Source organism: Cognatundibacterium luofuense (assembly GCF_018139685.1).
Classification (GTDB): Bacteria; Pseudomonadota; Gammaproteobacteria; order Burkholderiales; family Burkholderiaceae_D; genus Undibacterium; species Undibacterium luofuense.
This window is the reverse complement of record NZ_JAGSPN010000001.1, coordinates 511,804-537,970: the sequence shown is the minus strand read 5'-3', so window position 1 is coordinate 537,970 and position 26,167 is coordinate 511,804. Positions and strand designations below refer to the sequence as shown.

The window sequence follows — 26,167 nt, the reverse complement described above, 5'->3', positions numbered from 1 at the left end:
CCGCAGAGGTGTTTGCAACAGGTTTTTTACTCAGCTTCAGTGCATCAGAACAGATCGGCTTCCAGTGCCAGCAGGTTGGCGGAACCGGAACGCGCCTGACGGATCAGCATCGCTGTTTCCGGATACAGACGGGCAAAGTAGAAACGGATGGTTGCCAGTTTCGCTTTGTAGAATGTGTCGCCGGATGCTTCTTTTTCCAGCGCAATTTTTGCCATTTGTGCGAAGAAGTAGCTGTACACCATGTGACCAACCACACGCAGGTAAGGAACCGCTGCCGCGCCGACTTCGTCAGGATTCTGGAAGGCTTTCATACCGATTTCCATGGTCAGCTTGGTGACTTTGTCGCCCAGTTCAGCCAGCGGTGTCACGAATTCAGACATTTTTTCATCGGTACCGTTGGCTTCAACAAACGCCTGTACTTTCGCGCCGAATTTACGCAGTTTGTTACCGTTGTCCATCAGGATCTTACGACCCAGCAGATCCAGCGACTGCACTGTGTTTGTGCCTTCGTAAATCATGTTGATACGGGAATCACGTACGTACTGTTCCATACCCCATTCAGAGATATAGCCGTGGCCACCGTACACTTGCAGACATTCGGAAGTGGAAATCCATGCGTTGTCAGTGATGAAGGCTTTGATGATCGGTGTCAGCAGCGCAACTTCATCCGCGCATTCTTTACGGACTGCTTCATCAGGGTGATTCAGTTCTTTATCCAGTTGCAGCGCAACGTAGGAACAGAATGCACGGCCGCCTTCAGCGTACGCTTTTGCAGTCAGCAGCATACGACGAACGTCAGGATGCACGATGATAGGATCAGCTGGTTTTTCCGGTGCTTTCGGGCCGGACAGGCTGCGCATTTGCAGACGGTCACGGGCATATACCAGTGCGTTCTGGTAAGCGATTTCGGTCAGACCCAGACCTTGCATACCAACGCCCAGACGTGCAGCGTTCATGAATACGAACATTGCCTGCAAACCTTTGTGCGGACCGCCGATCAGCCAGCCGGTTGCGCCATCCAGATTCATCTGGCAAGTGGAGTTACCGTGGATACCCATTTTTTCTTCGATCGCGCCGCAGAAAATCGGATTGCGTGCGCCATTGCTGCCATCTGCATTCGGCAGGAATTTAGGAACGATGAACAGGGAAATACCTTTTGAACCTTCCGGTGCGCCTGGCAGACGTGCCAGTACCAGATGGACGATGTTCTGAGACATGTCGTGTTCGCCAGCGGAAATAAAGATTTTCGCGCCGGTGATTTTGTAGCTGCCATCTTCCTGTGGTTCTGCTTTCGTGCGCAGCAGACCCAGATCGGTACCGCAGTGCGGTTCGGTCAGACACATTGTGCCTGTCCAGTCACCCGAAATCAGTTTTGGCAGGTACAGGTTTTTTTGTTCGTCCGTGCCGTGTGCGTGGATACATTCATAAGCACCGTGCGACAGGCCAGGATACATGGTCCATGCCTGATTCGACGAGTTCAGCATTTCGTAGAACGAGTTGTTCACTGTCAGTGGCAAGCCCTGACCACCGTACTCCGGATCGCAGGACAGCGCTGCCCAGCCGGCTTCCACGTATTGCTGATACGCTTCTTTAAAGCCTTTTGGTGTAGTAACAGTTTTTGTTTCTTTATCGTGGTGGCAGCCTTCGCGGTCACCGGAATGGTTCAGCGGGAACAGTACCTGGGAAGTGAATTTGCCGCCTTCTTCCAGGATCTGGTTGATGATATCTGCATCGACTTCGGCGTACGCAGGCAATTGTTTGAGTTCCGCTTCAACATTCAGTAACTCATGCAACACGAACTGCATATCACGCAATGGAGCAACATATTGACCCATAATTTTCTCCTGACGGCAAATTGAATATGGTTAATTAAACAGGTACTGCAAATACCGGAAGATCAGGCGACTGCCTTCGTCACCGGCGCATAATATTTGATCATTCGTTCGAATCCGGCCTGAGCTCGTTCAACACTACCCGGTGTGCGCATAAAGCGCGCATCGTGATGCAGTGCCAGAATCAGGCCATACATTTCATACACAATCTGATCTGCGTCGACATCATTACGCAGATGTCCCAACTCGACTGCCTGTGCTGCTGCACGCTGCAAGGCACCTTGCCAGGCTTTGACCATCCCGACCAGCGCTTCGCGGATCGGGCCGGGTCTGTCGTCGTACTCGACTGCGCCACTGATATAAATACAGCCGGACGCAATCTCCACCGTCACCCGTTTCACCCACAATGCAAACATCGCTTGCAAACGTGGCAGTCCGCGTGCTTCTTTCAGGCTGGGGTAAAACACTTCCTGTTCAAAATGGTGGTGATACAGCTTGAGTACTTCGATCTGCAAATCTTCACGCGAACCGAAATGCGCGAACACGCCGGACTTACTCATGTTCATTTTCTCGGCCAGCAAGCCTATAGTCAGCCCTTCCAGCCCGTCCCGGCTGGCGGCATCCAGCGCTACGTCGAGAATCGCAGCCCGGGTCAGCTCACCTTTACGCATGAATTTTGATGTCATATTCATATCACATTGCAATTCTGAAATCATTTACTGCTTCACAGTTATAACAGTTAATCAGCAAATTTATCGAACGCTCGTACTATTATGCAGAGTGCCTTAAATGTCAAACTCAAAGGCTTTGCATTAGAGTGGAGTATCTATTTATCTGTGACGAACCGGCGTACCGGTTTTTCTCCTTTCTGACGGCTTGACCACCGCCTCGCAGCCTCTGTTTAACCCCAGCCGGAATCCAGCCTGCGGCGGTCACGCTTGGTCGGACGTCCGTGTATCGCAGCAGCCGGTTCATGAAAATAACGGCGCTTCTCAGCTTCTGTTGCCCGTGCATTGCGACTGGCTTCCGTTTCCTCATACATAGCCTGCGCCAGCGGTGCAGGGCCGCGTGTTTCTGAAACCAGTAACACCGTCACCGTCCACACTTGCTCCCCGTGATGGATTTCCAGAATATCGCCGCTGCGCACTGTATGTGCCGGTTTTACTCTTTGCTCATTTTGCAACACCCTGCCCAACTCAATCGCATTCGTTGCCAGTGTGCGGGTTTTAAAAAAACGGGCGGCCCACAGCCATTTATCGAGCCGGGTGGTTTCAATCAGCGGAAGTTTCATGGTGTTATCAATATCAGAAGAGACAGCATGCATAGTCAATATGTCATTGCAATGACATGCTGCGGCAATGCGGTGCAAGGGTAAATTGCACGTACGTTCATACTATTTCGTGCACTCTATTGCAGCAATGGTTGAATGACAAGGCATTTAAAAACGACGCCTTGCTACGTCTCTGCAGCAGGATTTCCGCGGGGGATTTCGAGAACGCAAAATATCATTTTTTGCATTAAGACATGATCCAGAGATGCATTCAAAGAACATTACATGTAAATTAAAAATCCTTACGTTCTATACACACAACAATACGTAGATTTTCGTTTTAAAACAGCACAATTTTCATCAAAATACGGCTATTCTTTAAAAATCAAAGAAGTACGTCAGGATTTGCGATTAAATTCCGGCTCGCGGTGTAACAACTGATACCAGCATGTAAGTTGAAGCAATGCGGTCTTAAAATAAAGTCGTGTGCCTGTCCCGCATTTTGACAGGCTGTTCAATCGCATCCCGTCCCACAAATCACCAATGAAAAAATCATTACTCTTTAAATATCTGGCAACCGGTATTTTTGCGTTATCCGCCAGTATGTCGTGGGCAGCGCAGTCTGCCGCAGTCTGTACGAATACCAAAGATAACGCAGAGCTTATGGAATGCCTTAATGAACAAATCAATTTACGGGCAGCGAAGCTTCGAAAGTATTTAGCGGCAGCGCGGAAACTGGAAAAAATGGCCGGTGGAACGGACAAAGAATTAGTTGAAACACAAAAAATCTGGACTAAGTATTCTGATCAGCATTGCGAATATGTTTTCAGACGCGAACCGGGAACCTCGCGTTATCGCTATTCGGCTGAATGTCAGATACGAATGCTCGATGATCGTATTTACGAAATCTGGGTAGATTATCTGGCTTACTATGACGAAAGAAATCCGCTGCTCCCGAATCCTAAAAAATAGCTTTTACACTCACGGCAGCATAGTAATACGCACCAGAGGGAATTAAAGTTGCAAGGATTAAGCTGTTAGTTGCACACTGAAATCGATTGTAGTTAACACTTGCATTCTGTTGGCAGCATCAGGGAGACGTCATGTCCGGTCAGGCGAACAGCGTATTACAGCAGGAAATGCCGTTTGACACCGTCATGCGGCAATCACCGCTGGGAATGGCCGTCATCGCCATGGACGGCACGTATGTGGCTGTGAACGATGCCTATGCGCGCATTTATGGTTACCTGCCGTCTGAAATGCAGGGACACTCTTTCCTGATGATTTTCCCCGAAGACCAACAGCAATCATTATTGCGTCTGCATCAGAATTTTCTGACGCGTGGCGGGTCGCTGAGTGGTGAGTGGGAGGTCGTTCGGAAAGACGGTACACATTCCCACGTGATCAGCGAATCTGCCTGCATCCGTGGGCAGGATGGTACTGACCGGAGACTGGTTTATGTCACGGACATTTCGCTGAGACGCAAAATCGAAGCTGAACTGGAAGCTTCCAAAATATTCGCGCATGCGGTGATTGACGGATTAAGTTCGCAACTGTGCGTGCTGAATGAAAACGGCATCATCGTTTCTGCCAATCATGCATGGCGTCAGTTCTACATTGAAAATGGTGGTGACCCGGAACTGCTGCTGAGACCAGTCAGTTATCTGGAAATCTGTGCAGCTGCCAATGGATCGCAGCGACGCGGGCAAACAGATAGCAGCGATTTTCCGGAGCAACTGAAACGGGTGTTACAAGGTGAATTACAGACTTTCGAAATCGAATACCCGTGGCATACAGTAACCGAACGCCGCTGGTTTATTGCCAGAGCGTGTCGTTTGCCGGGCGTCAGTCCGGCACGTATCGTGATCTCACACGATAACGTGACGGCATTAAAAAATGCGCAGGAGGAATTGCACGAAACCTTAAGGTTTACCCGCAAAATAATTCACTCCATGCAGGATGGCTTCATGGTGCTGGATAAGCGTTTTCGGCCTGTAGAAGTAAATCCTGCTATGTGCCGGATGACCGGATATACAGAATCCTTACTGCTTTACAGCGAGCATCCGTTTCCTTACCTGCGCCACATGGCGTCTGAAGAACTCACGCAATTGTTCCATCAGATTCACGATGCCACCGAACGCGAAATCGAATTTGTGATTACACATCCGGAAAAAGGACAATTTCCGGCCAGTATGACTGTATCGCGTATTTATGATGAAGATGGCGAAGTGATGCATTACATTGCCATCGTAAAAGATATTACCGAACGCCGCAGGGTGGAACAGGAAATTCAGCGACTGGCGTTTTACGATGCGCTGACAGGTTTACCAAACCGGCGCTTACTGCATGATCGCCTTGAGCATTGTCTGCGCGGCAGTCGCCGTCACGCGCTGCACGGCGCAGTGCTGATGCTGGATCTGGATAACTTTAAACCACTGAATGATCATTTCGGACACGATGCCGGTGACTGCCTGCTGATTGAAGTTGCCAATCGCTTACAGACCTGCGTCCGCGCATCCGACACTGTCGCACGGCTGGGTGGCGATGAATTTGTGGTGATTATTTGTGAACTGGATTCTGAAACTGGCGCATCGTTTGAGCTGGCGGCACAAATTGCAGAAAAAATGCAGCAGAGCCTGACCATTCCTTATCAATTGCGTTTGAGAAATGGCGAATCTGAAAAAGTGTTACAGCACCATTGCTCAGCCAGTGTCGGCGTCGCCTTATTTGCAGCACCGGAACATCACGCAGCCGACATTCTGAAACGCGCTGATCAGGCGATGTATCAGGCGAAAGAGCGCGGACGTAACCGCATCTGCTTTGCGGATTTTCCACCAAGACGGCAAGCGTCAGTTCACTAAAGCTCAGATTGTTTTTGCTATTGCGGAATTCACATCCGCAGCTCAGACATCACAGCCAGCGATCCAGCCTTCTAAGGCATCAAACGCCGGCAAACCCCAGTTGTGATCACGCCGCTGCCACGCCCAGCCTGCCAGCAATAAACACAGCAATGCATCCAGATGATCGCCACTACCATCCTGAATGATTTGCTCTGCAAAAACATCACAATCCACTTTCAGATACCAGCGTGTTTCACCGCGCTGCAATGCCTGCAAAATCTGTATACGTGCCTGCAAGCGTGCCTCAGTTTGCTTTTGTTTCTGATCATTCTTATAGGATGCGGTGGTAATACTGCGCGCGACCATGCCCGGATACGCCTCTAATGCAATCCGTTGCGGATGTCCATGCAGCATGCCCGGCAAGGTCGCGTTTGCTTGCAGCAATATAGGTACACCAGCATGCAGCATGATGGCGACCGGTGGATTGATCCATTTCATTGAAGGCGATGAACCCGCAGGCCGGTCGGTCTGCCGATGAGCGAATTTCTGACCGGGCGGATGTGCATCGCAGTACGCTTTGCAGGCAGCGCGTAGCTGATCACGACTGAGCTGCTGCAAGTGCTGTATCAGGTCGGGATAACTGAGCGGCCAGTCATGCCATTCGATCAATGCGCGCGGCAGCGAAAATGGTAAATCGCAGGCGGCCAGCCATGCAGGCTCTGCCTGCAACCAGTCGGCAAACTGCGCCAGCGTTATAAATGTTTTAAAGCCTGTTAAGTGCAGGCATTCAGCACGCACTTCACCGGTCGCCACCACAACAGGTTTGCGGCGCGAAGGCGCGCTGGTGAAATCCACACCAGCCAGTATCATCCGTAATATCCCAGCGTAATGATGCGCATCAGTGCGCGGTACACGACGTAAGCGAAACCGTTATACACCCTGCGCCACCAGGGAATTTTGTCGTAATCCGCAAGCAGAATTTCCCGCCCTTGGGCAATACCGTCGCGCAATTCTTTATCGATATCCGCTGTCAGCCGGTGATCGCGGACAACGATATTGGATTCGTGATTCAGAAACAGACTGAGACCATCGAAATTACTGGAACCGACGCTGGCCCAGTCATGGTCCACAATCGCGACTTTTGCATGCAGCTGCGTGCGATGAAATTCGACAATCCGCACACCACGCTTCAGCAGACGCGGATAGTAAGCCTGCGTCACTGCATCCTGCAGCCGAAATTGCCCGACGCCGACCAGCAGCACCACTTCCACACCACGCTGCGCCGCCATGGTCATAGCACGACGGAATTTACGGCCCGGTGCAAAGTAAGGTGTCACCAGCACGGCGCGCTGCTTTGCTTTGCCGAGCGCCTGCAAGAACGCCTTTTGTATGCTGGTTCGGTTACGCAGATTGTCGCGTACCAGCAAAGCAGCCAGACCGGTTTGCTGACTGGCGATGCGCGCCTCCTGACGCAAACTGCGCAGCAATTCAAAACGGGAGCGCAAATCCATCGTCCCTGCTTTACGCCACTGGGCATCAACTTCGCTGTGAATCAACGGCACCAGCGGGCCCAGTACGCGCAACGCGAAATCCCAGCGTGGAAACGGTAAAGGCATGCCGGAGCCGTCATCGGCAATCAGGTCATCAATGATATTCAGACCACCGACGAATGCGACCTGTCCGTCACACACAGTGATTTTACGGTGCGTACGCGCCAGTCCGCGCCGGAACCAGGGATTGAATAAGCGGCAGGCAACGCCTTCGCGCAACAGGGTCAGGCACAATTCCTCGGCTGCTTCGCGCCCGCTGCCCAGCCAGTCAATCACCACCCGCACACTGACGCCGCGTTGCGCAGCCTGTATCAGTGCTTGCCGGATACGTAATCCGGTATCGTCCGGCTGGAATATATAGGTTTCCAGATAAACTTCATTTCTGGCTTCACTAATGGCATGCAGCAATGCCGGAAAATATTCCGCGCCACTGCGCAGCAGGTGCAAATCATTGCCCTGAATGAATTCAACACGCGGCATGATCAGCGTTGCTCAGAAAAATCCAGTTGCACCATAATCGGTGCGTGATCCGATAACTGCCGCCACGGTGCGCCCTGTAGAACCATTGCTTCGCTGATACGAAAGCCCCGCGTGTACACGCGATCCAGACACAGCCACGGAAAGCCCGCCGGAAAGGTGCGTGCATGCACCGGCGCTTGTTTGCTCAGATGTCGTGCCAGCGGCAGTATGGCCGAAGTCTGCCCGTGTTCACATACTGCATCAAAGGCTTCGACCACGCCGAGTTCCTGATACAGAGTCTGACTCAGTTGCTGATTCCAGTCATTAAAATCACCGGCGATAATGACGGGTTCATTGTCAGGTGTATCGCGCTGCACGGTTTCGATCAGCGCCTGTATCTGACGGCGGCGGCTGGCCGCAAACAATCCAAGATGAATCACGAAACAGTGCACTGCGATCTCACCGATGCCAACCCGTGCATGCAGTATGCCGCGCTGCTCCAGCCGGTGATCGGAAACATCATGGTTTTCTGCGGAGAAAATCGGATAGCGGCTGAGTAAAGCATTGCCATGATGTCCATGCTGATACACCGCGTTTTTGCCATAAGCATGATGATGGCTGTCGCCCGCCAGAAATTCATGCTGTCCTGCATCCGGCCAGCCTGCATGACGCTGCGCATGCAGATCGTGCCTGCCCTGCACTTCCTGCAGAAACAGAATATCGGCATCGAGCCCGGCAATGGCCTGCTTCAGATGATGAATCCGTGCCTGACGCCCGAAGGCGCTGACACCTTTATGAATGTTGTAACTGGCGATGCGCAGTATGCTCATAAGGCGCTCATGATTTCCGGCTGGTGATAACGGGGCAATAGCAGTATCGCTTCGGTATTCGACGGTGAAAAGCACAAGTCAGCCGCTTCCCGCCACGGCAGCCAGCGGTAGCGCAGATGCTCACGCGGAGCCAGCGTCACGGCTGTGCCTTCCGGCACACACAAACCAAACACATGCTCGGTATTTTGTGTCACACCCGGCGCATAACGATGACGCCAGACCGGATAAATTTCATAGACATTGCGCAGCTGCCAGTCTGTCAGCACACCGCAGGCAGCATCGATGCCTGTCTCTTCCGCCACTTCACGTACAGCCGTCTGCAACAGCGGTTCATCCGGTGTATCGCGCGAACCGGTGACGGATTGCCAGAACTCTGGTTTATCGGTGCGCGCCATGACCAGTACATTCATTGCAGGCGTATAAATAACCACCAGTACCGATTCCGGAATTTTGTATTGAGTCATCCGTGATCCAGAAAAAAAAGCCAGCTCCTATTATAGAACTGGCTATCAGGTAACGCACGGACCGCCTCACGGCGACAGACAACAGAGTGAAGTTGCTTAACGCTTACAGCTGCTCAGACCAAACGGCAGATAGGCGGGACACCAGCGAATCAGTCCCGTCATCAGCGGAACAATACCCAGCCAGCCCCAGTTAGTCGGCACCAGCCAGACCAGACTCAGCAAAACCAGGCCAGCAATAATACGTACCAGACGATCTGCACCACCGACATTTGCCTGCATGATGTTCTCCTGAAAAAGATGATGGCTGTATTTCATCACACAGCCTGGTAAGGCTCAGTGACTAAGTCACGCTGACTGTTGCAGAAACTGCTGCATCTGATCAGGATCAAGCAAATGCAGGTTGCCGCGCTGAGTCTGCAGCCAGCCTTTGCGTTCAAATTCTTTCAGATAACGGGAAATCACTTCGCGCGCCGTACCCAGCTCTGCCGCCAGTTCCTGATGCGTTTTACGGATTTCGGTTTGCCCTTCTCCCGCCAGCTGCAGTAAACGTTCTGCCAGACGGATATCCAGCCGACGCAGGGCCACCGATTCCACCAGCAGAATAAGCTCACTAAGCCGCTCTCCAAAGGCCTGAAACACGAACTGACGAAACGCTGCACTCAGCCCCAGCAATTCGCTGAACACAGCAGAAGGTACCAGCATCAGATTCAGCGGCGTTTCCGCCACACCTTCCGCCGGATAAGGATCGGCTGCCAGCAGACAGGACGTGGTCAGCGCGCAGGTCTGGCCTTCGCCGACGCGGTACAGAACAATTTCACGGCCATTCTCAGCGAAGCGGCGCACCGCCACCGAGCCATTCAGCACGACGACGTAGTGCTGGCACAAATCACCCGCATGAAACAGGCTGGCGCCCGCCGGCACCGGCATCAGGCGAATCTGCGCTTGCAACTGTTGCCAGCGCGGCTGATGCTGTAAATCGGGAAAACGTGACCAGAAAGCCTTCAGTTCGGGCTGATCAGACATGGTAAATACCGGTGAAAAAAATGGATTATTTCACGCTCTGAAAGGCTGTACCAGCATGTCTCAGCACATCGTCATTATGCAGTTATCGTCACAGGCTATTCCGGAGGCCCGCTGTTTCTGCGGACGTCCGGGAAATCCTGTGCCAAAGTCCGCAAAACTCAGGGTTTTTGCCCTTTTACCGGCACTGCAGGTGGCAATTCTTTCGATTGCAGCATCTGCACCTGACTGACCAGCTTGTTATGCGCATCAAGGAAGGCGGCCACAATCACTTTGGCTTCGTTGGTATTGCTCCAGCCTGCTCCCAGACCACCACCACCGGCACCGAAGCTCAGACCACCGACACCCAGATCGGTCGATTTGGCGGAACCGGTTGCTGCTGCGATTTGTTCGGTCGTTTCATTGTCTGTCAGCAGCAGTGAAACCTGGGCTTCTTTAAAGCTGACTTTTTCTGCAAAGGCAGTGAAATTTTTCAGGAAGGGAATCATGCCCATAATCGCACCAATGCCACCACCTGCCTGTGTCTCCGAGAAAGTCAGCCCCGGCGTCATCGTGTATTGCGCTTCGTAACCCTTGCCTTTATGGACAGTGGAATTCTGACGAATGATGCCCTGATCTTTCAGACTTTGTTCCTGCACCACAGCTTTCAGGCCGGATGCACGATCCACCACGCGGAAGCATCCGCTTTGCTGCGCCAGCAAACGAATCAGCGGCACCGGAGAAGTTGGCAGGTGATACGAGCTTTGCAGCACGTAACCGTTAGGATTTTCGACAAGCGCCATCGTCGCCACCGGCGCGGTACATTTCACCAACGCCTTGTTCGCGCCGTTCGCACCGGCCGGCCCCGCAGAACCGGTTACTTCCGATGAACCCTGTCCGAGCTCGGTTTTCTTTTCATTACAGGCACTGAGCACCCCGGCCATCAGCAAAATGGCCACAGGCACCAGCACAGAACGCATTGTTGTCATCACTGGCCTCCGGAATAAAACCAGTAAATGTAACCGATGCATTCTGCATGATGATGGCTTTTTTGTAACAACTGTAACCAACTCACAATGAGTGCCGGGTAAATGCAAAAAGCGCGGAACCAGTCCGCGCTTTTTTGCTTACTGACCGGCCAAAGCCGGTCTGACATGAGTATCAGCCTTTGATTGCTGGCTCAGTCGCACGCAAACGAATGTGCAGTTCGCGCAATTGTTTTTCGTCGACCACCGATGGAGCGTGTGTCAGCAGACACTGAGCACGCTGGGTTTTCGGGAATGCGATCACGTCACGGATCGATTCTGCACCGGTCATCATCGTGACGATACGGTCCAGACCGAAAGCCAGACCACCGTGCGGAGGCGCGCCGTATTGCAGTGCGTCCAGCAGGAAGCCGAATTTCAGACGCTGTTCGTCTGCATCGATCTTCAGTGCGTCGAACACTTTTGCCTGTACGTCAGCACGGTGAATACGGACAGAACCACCGCCCAGTTCCCAGCCGTTCAATACCATATCGTAGGCTTTAGCAATACATTTGCCCGGATCGGTTGCCATGTAATCTTCGTGGCCGTCTTTTGGCGATGTGAACGGATGGTGCGTCGCTGTCCAGCGATCGTTTTCATCATCGTATTCAAACATCGGGAAGTCGATAACCCACAGTGGTTTCCATGTGTCTTCGAACAAGCCGTTCGATTTACCGAATTCGCTGTGACCGATTTTCACGCGCAGTGCACCGATCGCATCGTTAACAACTTTCGCTTTATCCGCACCGAAGAAAATCAGGTCGCCGTCTTTAGCGCCAGTGCGTGCCAGAATTTCTGTCAGCGCTGCATCGTGGATATTTTTCACGATAGGCGATTGCAGACCGTCGCGGCCTTTTGCCAGTTCATTGACTTTGATGTACGCCAGACCTTTTGCGCCGTAAATACCGACGAACTGGGTGTAGGCATCAATTTCTGAGCGTGGCATTGCGGCACCGCCCGGCACCAGCAGACCGACAACGCGGCCATTTGCCATATTGGCTGCGCCGGAGAATACTTTGAACTCCACGTCTTTCATGACGTCAGTCAGTTCAGTGAATTTCAGTTTTACGCGCATGTCCGGTTTATCGGAACCGTACAGGCCCATCGCTTCCGCAAATTCCATCACCGGGAACGGGTCTGGCAGATCGATATCCAGCACGTTTTTGAAGACCAGACGGATCATGCCTTCAAACATGTCACGGATTTCCTGCTCGCCCATGAACGAAGTTTCGCAATCGATCTGGGTGAATTCAGGCTGACGGTCAGCGCGCAGATCCTCATCGCGGAAGCATTTGGTGATCTGGTAATAACGGTCAAAGTTTGCCACCATCAGCAATTGTTTGAACAGCTGAGGGGATTGTGGCAGCGCGAAGAATTCGCCGGCATTCACACGGGATGGCACCAGATAGTCACGTGCGCCTTCCGGAGTGGATTTGGTCAGCATCGGTGTTTCGATGTCGATAAAGCCGTTGGAGTCCAGGAATTTACGGACTTCCATCGCCACCTGATAACGCAGACGCAGATTACGCTGCATTTGCGGACGGCGCAGATCCAGTACGCGGTGGGTCAGACGTGTGGTTTCGGACAGATTGTCGTCATCCAGCTGGAACGGTGGCGTGACGGATGCGTTCAGCACTTCAACCTGATGTGCCAGCACTTCGATTTTGCCGGATTTCAGATTGCTGTTTGTGGTGCCTTCCGGACGTGTACGAACCACACCGGTAATACGCAGGCAGTATTCATTACGTACAGATTCTGCTGCGGCAAAAACGTCTGCACGGTCAGGATCGCAAACGACCTGCACCAGACCTTCGCGGTCACGCAGATCGATAAAAATCACACCGCCGTGGTCACGGCGACGATGAACCCAGCCGCACAGGCTGACTGTCTGACCGAGGAATTCTTCTGTTGTCAGACCACAATATTGGGTACGCATGGACATATCTGTTACCTGTCGTAGGAAAAATTAATCACTTTACAAGACTGCAGCAAGCGCTGCCGTCTGCATTTATTTTTTTGGTGGTAATTGCTCGGGAGCCACCACGCCCATGGAAACGATGTACTTGAGCGCGGCATCCACACTCATATCCAGCTCAATCGCGTCTGCCTTCGGCACCATCAGGAAGAAACCGGAGGTCGGATTCGGCGTGGTTGGTACATACACACTGACATAATCGCCCTGCAAATGATTCACCACATCGCCACCCGGAACGCCGGTCAGAAAACCAATAGTCCACGAGCCCTGACGCGGATATTCAATCAGTACTGCTTTGCGGAAAGCATTGCCGGACGAGGAAAACAAAGTATCGGACACTTGTTTTACGCTGGAATAAATCGAATTCACGATAGGAATGCGGTTCAGCAAACCTTCCCAGACGCGCACAACATAGTTACCGATGAAGTTACGTGTCAGCAAACCAGTGATCAGGACGATCAGCAAAGTCAGTACAACACCGAAGCCGGGAATATCGTGTCCGAACAATGCCTTCGGACGCCATTGCTCAGGCAATAACAACAGCGACTGATCCAGCGTACTGATGACCGCATGCAGCACCCAGAAGGTAATTGCCAGCGGTACCAGAATCAGTAAACCGGTCAGAAAGTATTTACGCAGCATAGTCGGGCTTTCTTCGTCAGACTAAATCAGTTGTTGTAATTGCCTGATGATGATCAGGCGCTGGTATCCGTTGCGCAGCCACCTGCAGCACAGGCCGGAGCACCACACGCTGGTTCTGCAGGCGCACTGGCAGTCGCCGTCGCGCCGCCGGTTGCAGAGGCACCGCCGGAACCGCCACGGAAATCCGTGACATACCAGCCATTACCCTTGAGCTGGAAACCTGCGGCCGTGATCTGCTTGCGGAAAGCAGACTTCCCGCATTCCGGGCAATCTGTCAGCGGCGCATCAGAAATTTTCTGCAATACATCTTTGGCGAAGCCACATTCTTCACAACGATAGGCGTAAATTGGCATACTTTTGCTCTGAAAAACTGATAAAACCCTGAATTATAAAGGTTTTGGCTGAAAATTTGGGCACTCTGCTGTCAGTCAGGCCTTTATCAGACCTTTGCCTGATGACTGACCCATTGTGGCATCAGCGAACCCAGCACCATGCCGCTGATACTTGCCAGCAAACCAGCCAGTTGCGGTGGCCAGAAACCTTCCGGTGCCAGCAATTCAAAACCTATCCACACAGCAACACCGCAGGCAATCGACACTATGCCGCCCTGTGCTGTTGCACGCTTCCAGTACAGGCCGAAGGCTAATGGTACGAATGCTGCCACCAGTGTGACCTTGTAAGCATTCTCCACCATCTTGTAGATACTGGATTCGGTGTTCATAGCGAACATGGTTACAACCGCCGTAAATACAAGCACCACAACCCGCATCATGAACAGAAACTGCTTATCACTTTGCTTAGGGAAGAACGGTTTCAGGATATTTTCAGTGAAGGTGACCGATGGTGCGAGCAGGGTTGCACTGGCGCAGCTTTTGATTGCAGACAGCAAAGCACCGAAGAACATAACCTGCGCCAGCATCGGCACTTTGGTCATAATCAGTGTCGGCAGAATCAGCTGAGAATCTTTATCCAGCAATTCAGCGACCATAGCCGGATCAATCAATGTTGCCGAATACGCCAGAAACATCGGAATAAACGCAAAACCGAAGTACAGCAAACCACCAAGTACCGATGCGCGACCAGCAATCTGTTCGTTTGCAGACGAAGCCACACGCTGAAAAACGTCCTGCTGCGGAATCGAGCCCAGCATCATGGTAATCCACGCGGCAAAGAACCAGATCATTTCCCTCGCCTCTGGTTTAGGCCAGAATTCAAACTTGCCAGCATTCGCTGCATGTTCGATGACCATACCCGCACCGCCAACCATGCCGGACACTTCCCATCCGATATAGAACATACCGACGACAATAATGATCATTTGCAGGAAGTCAGTAATCGCTACCGACCACATACCGCCCATCAGTGTATAGACGAGCACACTGGCGGCACCGATGATCATGCCGACATTCATGGTGATGTAGCCACCGGACACAACGTTAAACACCAGTCCCAGTGCCTTAATCTGCGCGGCCACCCAGCCCAGATAAGAAATCACAATACAAATGGTGACCAGCACTTCCACCAGACGACCGTATTTATTGCGGAAATAATCGCCGATGGTCAGCAGGTTCATACGGTAAAGCGGGCGAGCAAAAAACAGACCGACCAGTACCAGACACAACGATGAACCGAACGGATCTGCCACCACGCCGCGCAAACCTTCTTTGACAAAGGTCGATGAAATTCCAAGTACCGCTTCTGATCCGAACCAGGTCGCAAACACCGTGGCTGTCACCACATACATGGGTAAGGAACGACCTGCGACGGCAAAGTCTTTGGAGTTATTGACGTAGCGCGCCGCGTAAAGGCCGATACCTACCGAGATCACCCAGTAAAGAATGACAAACCAGATAAGAGTGTTCATGAAAATGGAATATCAAAAGATCAATAAAAAGCCCGCTTTTCGGTTGCGGGCATTATAGACTGAGTTATCCAGCGGACTTCCCTGAAATTCGCGGAAATTGTCGCAGAATTGTCGTAATTAGGCCGGAATTTCTAATCCTGAACGGAAATCGCTGCAGGCTGAAAATTTCGGTCACAAGAACATATTTAAAAATCTATTCTTTTTTATAAAATCCAGGTTCAGATTATCTGTCTAATGATTAGTAGCACTACCAGCAGCAGCGACTGTTGACTGCCTTACCGGCAAACTACTCAGGCGCAGGTCAGCCTGACGTAAAGCCTGTTCGATCAGGTCAATCACTGCCATAAATTTCGCAGGCTGGATTTTCTCTGCGACATCTCCGGGCTGGTGATAATCTGCATGATCTTCCACACCGAAGTACAGGAACGGAATCCCTGCGCGGTGAAACGCAAAATGATCAGACTGGCTGGCCCAGTCATCCTGCCCAGTTCCCGGTAAATCATGCCCGGCAGTCAGACGCAATGCAGGATTGGCAGGAATTGCCTGCACCACTTCCTTCAAAGCCGGTGTATGGTGAGTACCTGCTACATATAATTCATCTTTATCTGCGCGCCCCACCATATCCAGATTGATATTCAGTGCTGTCTGACGTATCAGTTCGGGGTTATCTTTCACAAACATATGTGATCCGCGCAAACCCATTTCTTCAGCATCAAAAAAAGCCATTGCCACCGGATGCTCTGAAGGTGCCTGCTTCAGACGCGATGCGATTTCCAGCAATGCAGCAACACCGGATGCATTGTCATCCGCACCAAAGAAAACTTTCTCGTGATGTGCACCCAGATGATCGTAGTGCGCACTGAGCACAATTACTTGCTGATCTGCAGGCAAGGGCGACTGACAAGCCAGCACATTTGTTCCGGTCAGCATCTGACCATTCGCCTGAAACTGAAACCGCTGTTCCCAATGTTCACCGCAAGGTTTCCAGCCAGCATCGGTTAAACGCGATATCAGATACTGCCGCGCCAGTTCACTGCCGGCGCTGCCCGTCTTGCGGCCAGCCATTTGCAGCGATGACAAATGATACAAATCCCGCATCGCAGGGGTTTGCTGCTGCTCTGCCACTTCCTGCGCAGAAACAGACAAACTGCCAGCGAGTAAACACAAGCCAAACAAAAAACTGCGTATTTGATTACCTTGCCCTGCACCGTTCATTGCTGATCTCCGATGTTTGCAAAACGCAAAATGTAGCAGCAAAACGGCACAAAGGCACGGGGTACGACTGTTGAGTCGACCAGCAGCAACACTCCCTGCTGCGTCAGGCAGCAGGGCCCCGGTGAAAAATCAACTCCTCCACTGGCTCGCCCTGGCATAAATGCTGATCAATAATCTTATCCATATTGCTGTCTGTCACGTTGTAATACCAGATGCCGTCCGGCTGCACACACATCACCGGCCCGCCTTTGCATGCAGCAAAGCAACTGACGCGGCTGCGCTTGACCCGCAATTCGCCTTCGTTCAGTCCGGCCGCTTTAAACTTTTCGCCGAGACTGTCGAATAATTGCTGCGACTCACCATCCTGAGTACAACGGGTACCGGTGCAGACCAGTAAGTGTTTGCGATAACTGCCGATTTTCGGTTTCACAACTTCCATGCTTACCGCGTTTTTTTCATCGCTCATCGTTGTACTCCTTATTCCGCCGTATTACTTGCAGGGTCATCAGCCGCTGCATCAGAAAACTCTGGCACAGGCATTTGTTGCACCCTTTGCAGATAACTGAGCGGCAACCCGTATTCGGCAGCCAGATCGGAACAGGTTGCACCTGCTGCAAACTGCGCCTGCACTTGCGCTACCCATCCGTTTAATCCCGTACTTAGTGAGCGGCCTGCTTTCTCACCGTCTTTGGTGGAGCCATCTTCCATCGCATACTTATTCGCGTAACCACGCGGCGTGACCATCAGCCCGTGACGTACAAACGTATTACTGTTACCGATCAGTACCGTACTCAGCATACCGATATCGCACTCCGCCATAGCTGCCAGCGTTGTCATTTCAATTCGCTGTTTAGGGCGATAAGCGGATTTAACAATGGCGACCGGCGTTTCCGGTGTACGGTAGTGCAGAAAAATTGCCTGAGCTTCCAGAATTTGCTGAGTACGGCGTCCGCTCTTCGGGTTATACAAACCACACACAAAATCAGCGCTGGCAGCTGCATGCAAACGGCGCGCAATCACCGGCCATGGTGTTAATAAATCCGATAAGGAAATCGAGCAAAAGTCATGTGTCAGCGGAGCTCCCACCAGCGACGCGCAAGTATTCAGTGCCGTTGCGCCGGGTACAATCTCCAGTTCAATATCACTGTCCGGCGTCCAGCCCGCCTGAAACAGAACTTCAAAGGTCGGCCCTGCCATGCCGTAGACACCCGCATCACCGGAAGAAATCAGTGCAACTTTCTTGCCCTGCTGCGCCAGTTCCAGTGCATGAATTGCACGATCCAGTTCCTCGGTCATGGATTTCCGTACGATTTCCTTACCTTCAATCAGCTCTGCCACCAGCTTGATGTAGGTAACGTAGCCAATCACACTGTCCGCTTCTGCAATGACTTCTCTTGCACGCCGCGTCATATGCGCCTGATTGCCCGGCCCGATACCGACCAGCGAAATTTTTCCGCGACCAGTAGCATTTGTTAACGTTGATATTGCTTCACTCATATTCTTTGATCTTCCGCTATCGAAATCGTGACATTCTTTCCATCTTCACCACAGAATTTCAGTTTTTCCACCAGCAATTCCGGTGTGCTGTTACCGGGCTGAAAGCCGGCTGTTAATAAGGCCGCAGCTTCTGATACCGAAGGTGTTCCCATAAATTTCAACACCGTCGCTGATGGCTGACGTACTAGTACTTTTGCCAGTTCCTGCGCCGGATAAACGATAAAAGGCACTTTTAAACGTTGCACCAGATGCAGAATTGCTGTTTCATCAGATTTCTTGTCAATACTCGCAATATGACGAATCTGAGGCATTGCAGCACCGCACTGCATCAGCGCCAGATTCAGTCCTGTCATCAGCGTTTCTTCAGAAACATCACGATCGCAACCAATCCCCACACTCAGAGATTTCATACCTGACCTTCCGGCGGACGATAAACCACAAGCCGGTCACGCAGGGTTTCCCAGATATGGCCCGGGATATCCTGGCGGGTAATCCACAGTACAGAACGGTACTTATCCAGATCCACCGCATTCAGTTGCGAAAACAAATGGATGTTGTCGGGCAAAGGTGTAGTCCGTGTCCACCAGTGCGGACTTCCGGCCTCCTGCACCACGGCAATCAGTTCACCGTTCACAACATCAGCGGAAACACGGGTAATATGAATTTTCGGCGCAATGACTTCCCAGCCCAGCTCGCGACCAAGAATATCTACCGGAATCGTTTTACCTACATCGGATGCGGTGGTCAGTACAGCCTGCGCACCCATCAGATGCGCCAGATGTTCTGCCCACGCATTAGCGCCGCCAACGTGGCCGGATAAAACCGGAATCACAAACTGACCCGCATCATCCACGACAATCACGCCGGGATCTTCATCCTTACTGCGCAGCAGAGGTGCAATCAGGCGCACAACAGCACCCAGCGACACAAAGAAAATAATCTGATCGTAACTGGCAAATAGGTCCGCCATCTGATCGCGTAAAGCACCGCTGTACACCGTGCTGCGCTCAGAAAATTCCTGCACCTTCGCAGCGAATTTATCACTGACCAGTATCTGTGCATCCGGTAAGTGCGGCGCAATGGCAGTCAGTTGCTGCACGCCATGTTTGGTAATTCCCACCAGTGCCAGTCTGGCCTGGCGGGACTGAGGTAAATGATCAGTTTTCAAGAACCGGCTCCTGTGTTTTCTTTTTGCAGCCGCGCACCATCTCGCCGCGCTGACGATGCGGGTTGCGAACCACCAGTAAGGACAAATAGTTAACCTTCTCGCCGCGCAGGCTCAGCACGTCGTGCACGATACGCTCTTCCGGTGCACCGGCTTTCTCAATAAAACGGGCGTACTGCGCGATATCATGCGCTTCCAGCAGATTCAGAATGTCATCCAGCAAAGGCTTTACTTTCATCAGCACCAGCGTGTCGAAATCACGCAGCATGCGGGCAATCGCCGATGTACCGTAAGCAGCCGGTACGATCGCAATCGTGTCATCCTGCTCAGACAAAGGCATTTGCAATGTCGCGCATGCCGCATTGAACGCATTCACACCGGCAATCACTTGCGTTTGCAGATGCGGCGCAATCGCCTTCAGCGTGCGTCCCAGATAGATATAACTGGCATAGGTTGATGCATCACCTTCCACCAGAAACAAAACATCGCGTCCGCCTTCCAGCATTTGCTGCACCTGCTGTGCAGCGCGCATCCAGTGTTTCGCCAGAATCTCCGTGTCATGCGTCATCGGAAACAACAGGGCCTGATGTTGCTCCGGCATGTGCAAGCCTGCACGCTGTGCGATGGCCAGTGCATAACTGTCTTTTTTCAGACTGCGAACCGGATACGTCCAGATCGTATCGGGGCGGCACAGTTGCTCCCATGCATGGCGGGTAATCAGGCCCGGATCACCCGGCCCCATCGATACTGCGATCAGGCGTCCGTGCTGCATGGCGCCTCCTTGCTTGCGCAGACCAGCCACACAGGATTCTCCGCCGCCATTCTGTGCATATCGAGTATGGGTTTTGAACGCGCAGCCTGTAACATCAGCACGTCCCATTCGCAGCCGGACTCACTTAAAACGCTGGTTGCTGCCGCCAGATTTTCCAGCGTCACAAAATTCATGACCAGCCTGCCGCCCGGACGCATTCTTTCCATACAGAGAAGAATCAATTGCGCTAACTCGCCACCGGAACCGCCGATAAATACGGCATCCGGCGCTGGCCAGTCATGCAGACCTTCCGGCGCTTTGCTGTGGATTAAACTGTAGTTGGACACAGCTGCTGCGCGCCAGTTAGCAGTCGCAATCTCAACATCCGCTGCATTTTTCTCAACGGCATACACATGCCCGTTACTGCTTAAACGCGCTGCCTCCAGCCCGACCGAACCCGAACCGGCACCGATATCCCAGACGATACTGTCCGCACGCAACTGCATTCTTGCCAGCGATACTGCGCGCACTTCCTGTTTGGTGATCAGGCCTTTTTCCGGCTGCCTTTGCTGATAGGCCGTATCCGGCAAACCAAATATCACCGTTTCCTTTTTTTGCTCCGAACGCCACAGCAGCATCACATTCGGTTCTGCGAACTGCATACCTGCTGCTTCAGTGACTGATAATTCGCTGTGGATATGCTCATCCGGCAAACACAAATGTTCACACACTGCAATGTGCCAGCCATCCTGCATACCTTCTGCCAGCATCATACGTGCGATACGATCAGGGGAATTTTGCGGACTGGTCAGCACCACCAGCCTTGGTACATGCCGCAATTGCTGAAGCAATAAATACATGCCGTGTCGCGCATCACTGCCACGTTGCCATTCACCCGCATCCCGGCTATGAACGGAGCAAAGCTTCATTTCCTGCCACGGCATTCCCAGTCGCGCACATGCAAGCTGTATCGTGGAGACATTCGGAATCACTTCCAGCGCATCGACACACAAATGCGCCGCCAGATAACCGGCAATGCCATACATCAGCGGGTCGCCAGTCGCCAGCACCACTACCCGCAACGCATCGGCCAGCGCGGCACGAATGACTTCCGGTACAGCAGTCAGCGCGCCTTTCAGCGGACGCCGTATGGCTTGCACCGACATCACATCAGCAAACAAAGCCAGTGTGCGTTCCGCTCCTATGATCAAATCCGCCTGCGCCAGATGCTGTAAGGCGATTTCGCTGAGGCTGGCCTTACCGTCATCCAGTACACCGATAATGCGGCAGCGTGGGATAGCTTTCCTGTTGTTTAATTCGCTCATGCCGATACGGCCTCCGTTATTTTATTTCCGTCGAAATCACAAACCATGACACGTAAAGAGAACTGATCCGGGTAACGGTTTTCCAGTGTGGATATCACCCGTTTTGCCAACAGATGATGAAACGCGACGCCAAGTCCGATGGCATCCATACGCTCACCGGCATAACGTGCCGTTTCTGCCGCTGCGATATCTGTGCAAACATCTGCCGGCGCGCCCAGTTCAGCCGCCAGTTGCGCCAGCAATCCGGTATCCACTTCGGCGCGTCCGGCATGGGTGATTTCTTCGCCCTGCGCGATCTTGGTCAGCTTGCCTATCATGCCGCCGATCACTACATGCCGAATGCCATGCCGCTGCGCGGCGCTCATTGCGTAACGCAGAAAATCCCCCATCTGCACAAACGTTGCAGGTGGTAAATGCGGTAATTCCGTCATCACAAATTTTTCCGTGCGGCCGCCGGTCGTCAGCACCACCGTGGATAAACCCAGCGTCGCCGCCACCTGCACGCCCTGCACCACACTGGCGCGATACGCTGCGGTTGAATACGGACGCACAATACCGGTGGTTCCGAGAATAGAAATGCCACCCAGAATGCCAAGGCGTGCATTCAGCGTCTTCTTCGCCATCTCTTCGCCTTGCGGTACGGAAATCGTGACACGCACACCGCACTCATCTAAGACCGGCGCTAACACGGCTCTGACATTCTCAATAATATTTTTACGAGGCACAGGATTAATCGCCGGCCCGCCGACATCCAGCCCCAGCCCCGGCATGGTGACTACACCCACGCCAGATCCGCCGCACAGCTCCACGATGCCGGGCGCATGCGGCAACCATTCCAGATCGGCAGTCAGTCTGGCTTTATCGGTGCAGTCAGGATCATCACCGGCATCTTTAATCACTACTGCACGTGCTTTTTTGCCGTCAGTAACAGCATCAGTGACTTCGAAACACACTTGCTGACCATTCGGCAGCAGGCATTCCACTTTCGGAGGAACCTCGCCTTGCAGCAAACCCGTTGCCGCAGCACGCGCTGCCGCTGCTGAACAAGCACCGGTGGTAAAACCGGTACGGGTGCCGCGTGCTTCTTTTTTCATTGACGCTGTTCCGCTTCCGCCAGCCCCAGCAAAGCGTGAATCGCCGCAACCACCAGTGTGGAACCACCTTTACGGCCCTGAATAACAATCCACGGTACTTCACTGACGGTTTCCAACAGTGCTTTCGATTCTGCAGCCGATACAAAACCAACCGGAAACCCAACCACCAACGCGGGCCGGATACCCTCTTCCTGTATCAGCCTGACCAGCTCAATCAGAGCCGTCGGTGCATTTCCGATGCCGACAATTGCGCCGTGCAGTAAACCCAGCCTGTGCGCTTTACGCATGGCCTGCACTGCACGCGTCGTATCCTGCGCTTTGGCGTCACGTATCACGTCATCATCTGAAATAAACTGATGTGTGCTGAGCCCGAAATGCTGTAAGCGTGGTTTGGACAACCCAACGCAAATCATTTCCACATCGGCCACCAACGGCGTATCGCCTTTCAGAATCGCATGCATCGCGCTGCGGATTGCATCCGGATGAAATGCAGTTAAATGCTGAAAATCAAAATCCGCATTTGCATGAATCATCCGCCTGACCACCGCCCATTGCGCAGCATCGTAACTGTGCGCTCCGGCTTCTTGATCAATGATCGCAAATGAATCATGCTCAATCGCGCGTCCGGCAGCAGTCAGCTGTTCGGTAAACACATTGCTCATCACTTACCCCGCCCCGGCAACCGCACAATCGCCTCGGCCAGCTGCGCATGGCTGTGCTGATGATGTGTGTGGTGATGAATATGATCATGCGAATGATCGTGCTCATGGTGACGCTCATGCCCGTGCGCATGATCGTGGTGGTGAGCGTGCGTTTGTGCGTGTACATGTTCGTGCACATCATGCGTATGATGCGCATGGTCGTGATGATGGTGATCATCCGGTCCGTGATGATGCGGCCCCATACCATGTTCAGCCGCAAAGCTGCGGAATTTGCATCCATCACAAGCCATCATGCCTTGCGGTGCGCCGTGCTGCAGATCATGCACACGCTGCTCCAGCAATTCGGTAATTTCTTTTTCAAAACCGAAATAAGTCGAGGTAGCAAAGCGAATCTGCGGATACTGCAAACGCAGATGCTCGACCTGACGCTGTATGCGTTCGATTAATGTACCGGTGAACAGGTAATACGGCAGAATCACAATCTGTGTCATGCCGAGCAAAACCTGACGCTGCACCACGCGCTCAATACGCGGATGCGTGATGCCGGTAAAGGCCAGATCCACCAATTCATGATCACACTCTTCCATCAGCCAGCGCGCCATTTTCGCCATATCACCATTCGCCTGCCGGTCTGAAGAGCCGCGTCCAAGCACAATAACACCGGTAGTACGCGGGTCCGGCATATCCAGCTTATTCATTGCTTTGCGCAGATGGCGTTTCAGAATAGTCAGAATCGGATCGCAAGCTGTCAGATGCGGTGCATACAAAAATTCTGTAGAAGGATGACGGGAACGCGCCTGTTCGATGGCAGCCGGAATATCCATTTTCACGTGACCAGCCGCGTTCAGAATCAGCGGCAGCACATACACGCGCTCGCCTTTTTCTGCAGCACGATCCAGCCCCAGATCCATGGGTACATCAGAGAATTCGATAAAGCAGACTTCGATCTGCCAGTCAGGACGTTTAGCGCGCCACTGATGTGCGAATTCTTCAATCTCCAGATTGCCGGAAACTTCGCGGGAACCGTGTCCGACCAGTAAGATGCATTCTTTCATTATTCTGCCTTCAGGGTAATTTGATCTGCGAACGGCACGCTGACGCCGTTATCCGGAATGGCGCTGGCTTTGCGGAAACGATGCGTAAACGCCGGATCATAAAGTTTGGAGCGGATCAGCTGATCCCAGTGCCGCGCGCCCAGCGTGGGGCTGGCAATAATCATGGCCTGACTGTGAATCTGCTGTTCACGGCACAAAGCCTGTATCGTTGCTATCGTGCCGCGCACGACCTTTTCTTCACCGGGCCAGCTGGCTTTCTGCACCACCACTATCGGTGCATCTTCGGCCCAGCCCGCAGCCCGCAACTCGCGGCAGACTTTACCCAGTAAAGTAATACTTAAGAAAATACACAGTGTGCTGTGGTGTGATGCCAGTGCCGCCAGCGATTCACCTTCCGGCATCGGGGTGCGTCCTTCCACCCGCGTCAGAATCACGGTTTGCGTGACTTCCGGCAGTGTCAGGCTTTCGGTTGCAGCCGCTGCCGAAGCCATTGCGGATGAAACGCCCGGCACCACGCCTATGCTGATACCGGCCTGATCCAGAGGTTGTATCAGCTCGATCAGCGCGCCGTATAAAGACGGATCACCGGTTTGCAGACGCACGACGGTAGCGTGGCGGCTGGCTTGCCATTGCAGCCATGCCGACATTTCTTCCAGCGTCATATCTTTTGAATCGCGGATCTCGCAATGTTCCGGTGCCCAGCGCGTGACGGCTTCGCTGACCAGCGAACCGGCAAACAACACTGCACCGGCACGCGCCAGCAAAGCCTGTCCCTTCACCGTGATCAGTTCAGGATCACCGGGTCCGGCGCCGACGAACCAGACCTTGCCGGGCAAACCGGGTTGTTCAGCAAACTCATTCATACACGTGCCGACCAGCGACCTTCATCGAGGCAGACACGCATCCAGCGCGGCAGTTCCGGACGCTGACGCAATACACGAAACACCGATAACAAGGCCAGCGTCATGACCGGCTCAGCGGCAACCACCAGCAGATACGATGCAGCGAATTGCAGCCACGCGCTGAACGGCGTCGCCACTTCAGCCATGCTCAGCCAGAACGCCACCATCAGCGTGACACCGCTGTAATAGACCGCATCCAGCTTCAGAATACGCTGCCAGTTCAGTTCCGCAGTCTGTTTGCCGAAACGCCAGTGCACCACCGTCAGCGGGATCACCAGACTCAGCGTATTTACCGCCAGATGCACCATATCCTGCGGTTCAAAAATCAGTGCCTGCAAAAATAAACCGATGCCAAAACCCAGCATGGCCGGCAGATAACCAAAGCTCAGATACACCAGCATTGCGCCGATGAAATGCAGTTCGGACGGCCCCACCTGCATGTGGAAGGCCTGCATGAACATCGAAAAAAATACCGCTGCCAGCGCAGTGCGTACCCACAAGCGCGGCTGACGCAGCCAGCGTGGCAAAACACGGAGATAGACCAGCGCCGCAGTAGCAGCCGCAAGGCTGAGTTTAACGGGCGCAATAAGACCGGGTTCGATATGCATCCTGATTCCTTCGTGAAAAACCACAGTCGGACAGCAGGAATGCGCGCGCACCTCGCCTGATCAGCAATCAGACAGACGCAACGAACGATCCCGGCCGCACACCCGCGGTCTGGTTTAAAAAGGCAATCAGGGAAGGAAAAGAT

The 26,167-nt window shown here is 52.8% G+C and carries 28 protein-coding genes; 2 read left to right on the top strand and 26 right to left on the bottom strand.

The features are described 5' to 3' along the window. Positions 1–44 precede the first annotated feature (44 nt). From KDM89_RS02445 to KDM89_RS02435, 3 genes are all read right to left on the bottom strand, one after another. Entirely contained in the window at positions 45–1,835 is a 1,791-nt protein-coding gene (locus tag KDM89_RS02445) for an acyl-CoA dehydrogenase C-terminal domain-containing protein (protein WP_212686332.1), read from the bottom strand. A 62-nt stretch (positions 1,836–1,897) separates the two neighbouring features. Continuing rightward, positions 1,898–2,503, bottom strand: coding sequence for a TetR/AcrR family transcriptional regulator (locus KDM89_RS02440; RefSeq protein WP_212686562.1), 606 nt, complete (start codon positions 2,501–2,503; stop codon positions 1,898–1,900). Between the two features lie 230 nt (positions 2,504–2,733). Beyond that, positions 2,734–3,123 (bottom strand): RNA-binding S4 domain-containing protein, encoded by a 390-nt coding sequence (locus KDM89_RS02435; RefSeq protein WP_212686331.1) that lies wholly within the window; start codon positions 3,121–3,123, stop codon positions 2,734–2,736. A 522-nt stretch (positions 3,124–3,645) separates the two neighbouring features. On the opposite strand from KDM89_RS02435, the gene KDM89_RS02430 reads away from it, so the two are divergent. Both KDM89_RS02430 and KDM89_RS02425 read left to right on the top strand, forming a co-directional pair. Next, positions 3,646–4,074: a lysozyme inhibitor LprI family protein gene (locus KDM89_RS02430; protein WP_212686330.1), complete on the top strand. Its 429-nt coding sequence runs from the start codon at positions 3,646–3,648 to the stop codon at positions 4,072–4,074. 131 nt (positions 4,075–4,205) lie between these two features. Then, on the top strand, positions 4,206–5,963 hold the full coding sequence (locus KDM89_RS02425) for a sensor domain-containing protein (RefSeq protein ID WP_212686329.1): 1,758 nt from the start codon (positions 4,206–4,208) through the stop codon (positions 5,961–5,963). A 42-nt stretch (positions 5,964–6,005) separates the two neighbouring features. Here KDM89_RS02425 and KDM89_RS02420 read toward each other — a convergent pair whose 3' ends face one another. The 23 genes from KDM89_RS02420 to KDM89_RS02310 all read right to left on the bottom strand — a co-directional run bounded on the left by KDM89_RS02420 (position 6,006) and on the right by KDM89_RS02310 (position 26,024). Next, entirely contained in the window at positions 6,006–6,812 is an 807-nt protein-coding gene (locus tag KDM89_RS02420; RefSeq protein WP_212686328.1) for a DUF429 domain-containing protein, read from the bottom strand. After that, the gene (locus KDM89_RS02415; RefSeq protein ID WP_212686327.1) at positions 6,809–7,972 is read right to left on the bottom strand and encodes a phospholipase D-like domain-containing protein; all 1,164 of its coding nucleotides are present in this window, start codon (positions 7,970–7,972) and stop codon (positions 6,809–6,811) included. The genes KDM89_RS02420 and KDM89_RS02415 overlap by 4 nt, the downstream gene beginning before the upstream one ends. A gap of 2 nt (positions 7,973–7,974) precedes the next feature. Further along, positions 7,975–8,781, bottom strand: a complete 807-nt coding sequence (locus KDM89_RS02410; RefSeq protein ID WP_212686326.1) for an endonuclease/exonuclease/phosphatase family protein — start codon at positions 8,779–8,781, stop codon at positions 7,975–7,977. Further along, complete coding sequence (nudB, locus tag KDM89_RS02405; RefSeq protein WP_212686325.1) at positions 8,778–9,245, bottom strand: dihydroneopterin triphosphate diphosphatase; 468 nt, start codon at positions 9,243–9,245, stop codon at positions 8,778–8,780. Before nudB ends, KDM89_RS02410 begins: the two co-directional genes overlap by 4 nt. A 96-nt stretch (positions 9,246–9,341) precedes the next feature. Continuing rightward, positions 9,342–9,524, bottom strand: coding sequence for a YgaP family membrane protein (locus KDM89_RS02400; RefSeq protein WP_212686324.1), 183 nt, complete (start codon positions 9,522–9,524; stop codon positions 9,342–9,344). 66 nt (positions 9,525–9,590) lie between these two features. Beyond that, positions 9,591–10,268 (bottom strand): Crp/Fnr family transcriptional regulator, encoded by a 678-nt coding sequence (locus KDM89_RS02395; RefSeq protein WP_212686323.1) that lies wholly within the window; start codon positions 10,266–10,268, stop codon positions 9,591–9,593. A gap of 158 nt (positions 10,269–10,426) precedes the next feature. Then, complete coding sequence (locus KDM89_RS02390; protein WP_212686561.1) at positions 10,427–11,224, bottom strand: CsgG/HfaB family protein; 798 nt, start codon at positions 11,222–11,224, stop codon at positions 10,427–10,429. Between the two features lie 181 nt (positions 11,225–11,405). Next, positions 11,406–13,211 (bottom strand): aspartate--tRNA ligase, encoded by a 1,806-nt coding sequence (aspS, locus tag KDM89_RS02385; RefSeq protein ID WP_212686322.1) that lies wholly within the window; start codon positions 13,209–13,211, stop codon positions 11,406–11,408. A 66-nt stretch (positions 13,212–13,277) separates the two neighbouring features. Beyond that, entirely contained in the window at positions 13,278–13,883 is a 606-nt protein-coding gene (locus tag KDM89_RS02380; protein ID WP_212686560.1) for a DUF502 domain-containing protein, read from the bottom strand. A gap of 56 nt (positions 13,884–13,939) precedes the next feature. Beyond that, a complete protein-coding gene (locus KDM89_RS02375) occupies positions 13,940–14,239 on the bottom strand; it encodes an FmdB family zinc ribbon protein (RefSeq protein ID WP_212686321.1) in 300 nt (99 codons plus the stop codon). Between the two features lie 86 nt (positions 14,240–14,325). Next, a complete protein-coding gene (locus KDM89_RS02370) occupies positions 14,326–15,750 on the bottom strand; it encodes a high affinity choline transporter 1 (RefSeq protein WP_212686320.1) in 1,425 nt (474 codons plus the stop codon). A 231-nt stretch (positions 15,751–15,981) separates the two neighbouring features. Next, the gene (locus KDM89_RS02365; protein ID WP_212686319.1) at positions 15,982–16,965 is read right to left on the bottom strand and encodes a M28 family peptidase; all 984 of its coding nucleotides are present in this window, start codon (positions 16,963–16,965) and stop codon (positions 15,982–15,984) included. A 103-nt stretch (positions 16,966–17,068) separates the two neighbouring features. Further along, positions 17,069–17,431 (bottom strand): (2Fe-2S) ferredoxin domain-containing protein, encoded by a 363-nt coding sequence (locus KDM89_RS02360; protein ID WP_212686318.1) that lies wholly within the window; start codon positions 17,429–17,431, stop codon positions 17,069–17,071. A gap of 11 nt (positions 17,432–17,442) precedes the next feature. Beyond that, on the bottom strand, positions 17,443–18,462 hold the full coding sequence (cobJ, locus tag KDM89_RS02355) for a precorrin-3B C(17)-methyltransferase (RefSeq protein WP_212686317.1): 1,020 nt from the start codon (positions 18,460–18,462) through the stop codon (positions 17,443–17,445). Beyond that, positions 18,459–18,872, bottom strand: coding sequence for a cobalamin biosynthesis protein (locus KDM89_RS02350; protein ID WP_212686316.1), 414 nt, complete (start codon positions 18,870–18,872; stop codon positions 18,459–18,461). Before KDM89_RS02350 ends, cobJ begins: the two co-directional genes overlap by 4 nt. Continuing rightward, positions 18,869–19,630 (bottom strand): cobalamin biosynthesis central domain-containing protein, encoded by a 762-nt coding sequence (locus KDM89_RS02345; protein WP_212686315.1) that lies wholly within the window; start codon positions 19,628–19,630, stop codon positions 18,869–18,871. Before KDM89_RS02345 ends, KDM89_RS02350 begins: the two co-directional genes overlap by 4 nt. Then, the gene (gene cobI / locus KDM89_RS02340) at positions 19,620–20,399 is read right to left on the bottom strand and encodes a precorrin-2 C(20)-methyltransferase (RefSeq protein WP_212686314.1); all 780 of its coding nucleotides are present in this window, start codon (positions 20,397–20,399) and stop codon (positions 19,620–19,622) included. The genes KDM89_RS02345 and cobI overlap by 11 nt, the downstream gene beginning before the upstream one ends. After that, positions 20,381–21,703 (bottom strand): precorrin-6y C5,15-methyltransferase (decarboxylating) subunit CbiE, encoded by a 1,323-nt coding sequence (gene cbiE, locus KDM89_RS02335; RefSeq protein ID WP_212686313.1) that lies wholly within the window; start codon positions 21,701–21,703, stop codon positions 20,381–20,383. Before cbiE ends, cobI begins: the two co-directional genes overlap by 19 nt. Next, on the bottom strand, positions 21,700–22,797 hold the full coding sequence (locus tag KDM89_RS02330) for a cobalt-precorrin-5B (C(1))-methyltransferase (protein WP_212686312.1): 1,098 nt from the start codon (positions 22,795–22,797) through the stop codon (positions 21,700–21,702). Before KDM89_RS02330 ends, cbiE begins: the two co-directional genes overlap by 4 nt. Next, complete coding sequence (locus tag KDM89_RS02325) at positions 22,794–23,459, bottom strand: precorrin-8X methylmutase (RefSeq protein WP_212686311.1); 666 nt, start codon at positions 23,457–23,459, stop codon at positions 22,794–22,796. Before KDM89_RS02325 ends, KDM89_RS02330 begins: the two co-directional genes overlap by 4 nt. Continuing rightward, entirely contained in the window at positions 23,459–24,514 is a 1,056-nt protein-coding gene (locus KDM89_RS02320) for a sirohydrochlorin chelatase (protein ID WP_212686310.1), read from the bottom strand. Before KDM89_RS02320 ends, KDM89_RS02325 begins: the two co-directional genes overlap by 1 nt. Next, positions 24,514–25,377: a precorrin-4 C(11)-methyltransferase gene (gene cobM / locus KDM89_RS02315; protein ID WP_212686309.1), complete on the bottom strand. Its 864-nt coding sequence runs from the start codon at positions 25,375–25,377 to the stop codon at positions 24,514–24,516. Before cobM ends, KDM89_RS02320 begins: the two co-directional genes overlap by 1 nt. Beyond that, positions 25,374–26,024, bottom strand: a complete 651-nt coding sequence (locus tag KDM89_RS02310; protein WP_212686308.1) for an energy-coupling factor ABC transporter permease — start codon at positions 26,022–26,024, stop codon at positions 25,374–25,376. The genes cobM and KDM89_RS02310 overlap by 4 nt, the downstream gene beginning before the upstream one ends. Positions 26,025–26,167: the final 143 nt, after the last annotated feature.

Coding starts and splice junctions, on each gene's coding strand:
- KDM89_RS02445 (WP_212686332.1), bottom strand. CDS start 1,835: ATGGGTCAATATGTTGCTCCATTGCGTGATATGCAGTTCGTGTTGCAT.
- KDM89_RS02440 (WP_212686562.1), bottom strand. CDS start 2,503: ATGCGTAAAGGTGAGCTGACCCGGGCTGCGATTCTCGACGTAGCGCTG.
- KDM89_RS02435 (WP_212686331.1), bottom strand. CDS start 3,123: ATGAAACTTCCGCTGATTGAAACCACCCGGCTCGATAAATGGCTGTGG.
- KDM89_RS02430 (WP_212686330.1), top strand. CDS start 3,646: ATGAAAAAATCATTACTCTTTAAATATCTGGCAACCGGTATTTTTGCG.
- KDM89_RS02425 (WP_212686329.1), top strand. CDS start 4,206: ATGTCCGGTCAGGCGAACAGCGTATTACAGCAGGAAATGCCGTTTGAC.
- KDM89_RS02420 (WP_212686328.1), bottom strand. CDS start 6,812: ATGATACTGGCTGGTGTGGATTTCACCAGCGCGCCTTCGCGCCGCAAA.
- KDM89_RS02415 (WP_212686327.1), bottom strand. CDS start 7,972: ATGCCGCGTGTTGAATTCATTCAGGGCAATGATTTGCACCTGCTGCGC.
- KDM89_RS02410 (WP_212686326.1), bottom strand. CDS start 8,781: ATGAGCATACTGCGCATCGCCAGTTACAACATTCATAAAGGTGTCAGC.
- nudB (WP_212686325.1), bottom strand. CDS start 9,245: ATGACTCAATACAAAATTCCGGAATCGGTACTGGTGGTTATTTATACG.
- KDM89_RS02400 (WP_212686324.1), bottom strand. CDS start 9,524: ATGCAGGCAAATGTCGGTGGTGCAGATCGTCTGGTACGTATTATTGCT.
- KDM89_RS02395 (WP_212686323.1), bottom strand. CDS start 10,268: ATGTCTGATCAGCCCGAACTGAAGGCTTTCTGGTCACGTTTTCCCGAT.
- KDM89_RS02390 (WP_212686561.1), bottom strand. CDS start 11,224: ATGCGTTCTGTGCTGGTGCCTGTGGCCATTTTGCTGATGGCCGGGGTG.
- aspS (WP_212686322.1), bottom strand. CDS start 13,211: ATGTCCATGCGTACCCAATATTGTGGTCTGACAACAGAAGAATTCCTC.
- KDM89_RS02375 (WP_212686321.1), bottom strand. CDS start 14,239: ATGCCAATTTACGCCTATCGTTGTGAAGAATGTGGCTTCGCCAAAGAT.
- KDM89_RS02370 (WP_212686320.1), bottom strand. CDS start 15,750: ATGAACACTCTTATCTGGTTTGTCATTCTTTACTGGGTGATCTCGGTA.
- KDM89_RS02365 (WP_212686319.1), bottom strand. CDS start 16,965: ATGAACGGTGCAGGGCAAGGTAATCAAATACGCAGTTTTTTGTTTGGC.
- KDM89_RS02360 (WP_212686318.1), bottom strand. CDS start 17,431: ATGAGCGATGAAAAAAACGCGGTAAGCATGGAAGTTGTGAAACCGAAA.
- cobJ (WP_212686317.1), bottom strand. CDS start 18,462: ATGAGTGAAGCAATATCAACGTTAACAAATGCTACTGGTCGCGGAAAA.
- KDM89_RS02350 (WP_212686316.1), bottom strand. CDS start 18,872: ATGAAATCTCTGAGTGTGGGGATTGGTTGCGATCGTGATGTTTCTGAA.
- cobI (WP_212686314.1), bottom strand. CDS start 20,399: ATGCAGCACGGACGCCTGATCGCAGTATCGATGGGGCCGGGTGATCCG.
- cbiE (WP_212686313.1), bottom strand. CDS start 21,703: ATGAGCGAATTAAACAACAGGAAAGCTATCCCACGCTGCCGCATTATC.
- KDM89_RS02330 (WP_212686312.1), bottom strand. CDS start 22,797: ATGAAAAAAGAAGCACGCGGCACCCGTACCGGTTTTACCACCGGTGCT.
- KDM89_RS02325 (WP_212686311.1), bottom strand. CDS start 23,459: ATGAGCAATGTGTTTACCGAACAGCTGACTGCTGCCGGACGCGCGATT.
- KDM89_RS02320 (WP_212686310.1), bottom strand. CDS start 24,514: ATGAAAGAATGCATCTTACTGGTCGGACACGGTTCCCGCGAAGTTTCC.
- cobM (WP_212686309.1), bottom strand. CDS start 25,377: ATGAATGAGTTTGCTGAACAACCCGGTTTGCCCGGCAAGGTCTGGTTC.
- KDM89_RS02310 (WP_212686308.1), bottom strand. CDS start 26,024: ATGCATATCGAACCCGGTCTTATTGCGCCCGTTAAACTCAGCCTTGCG.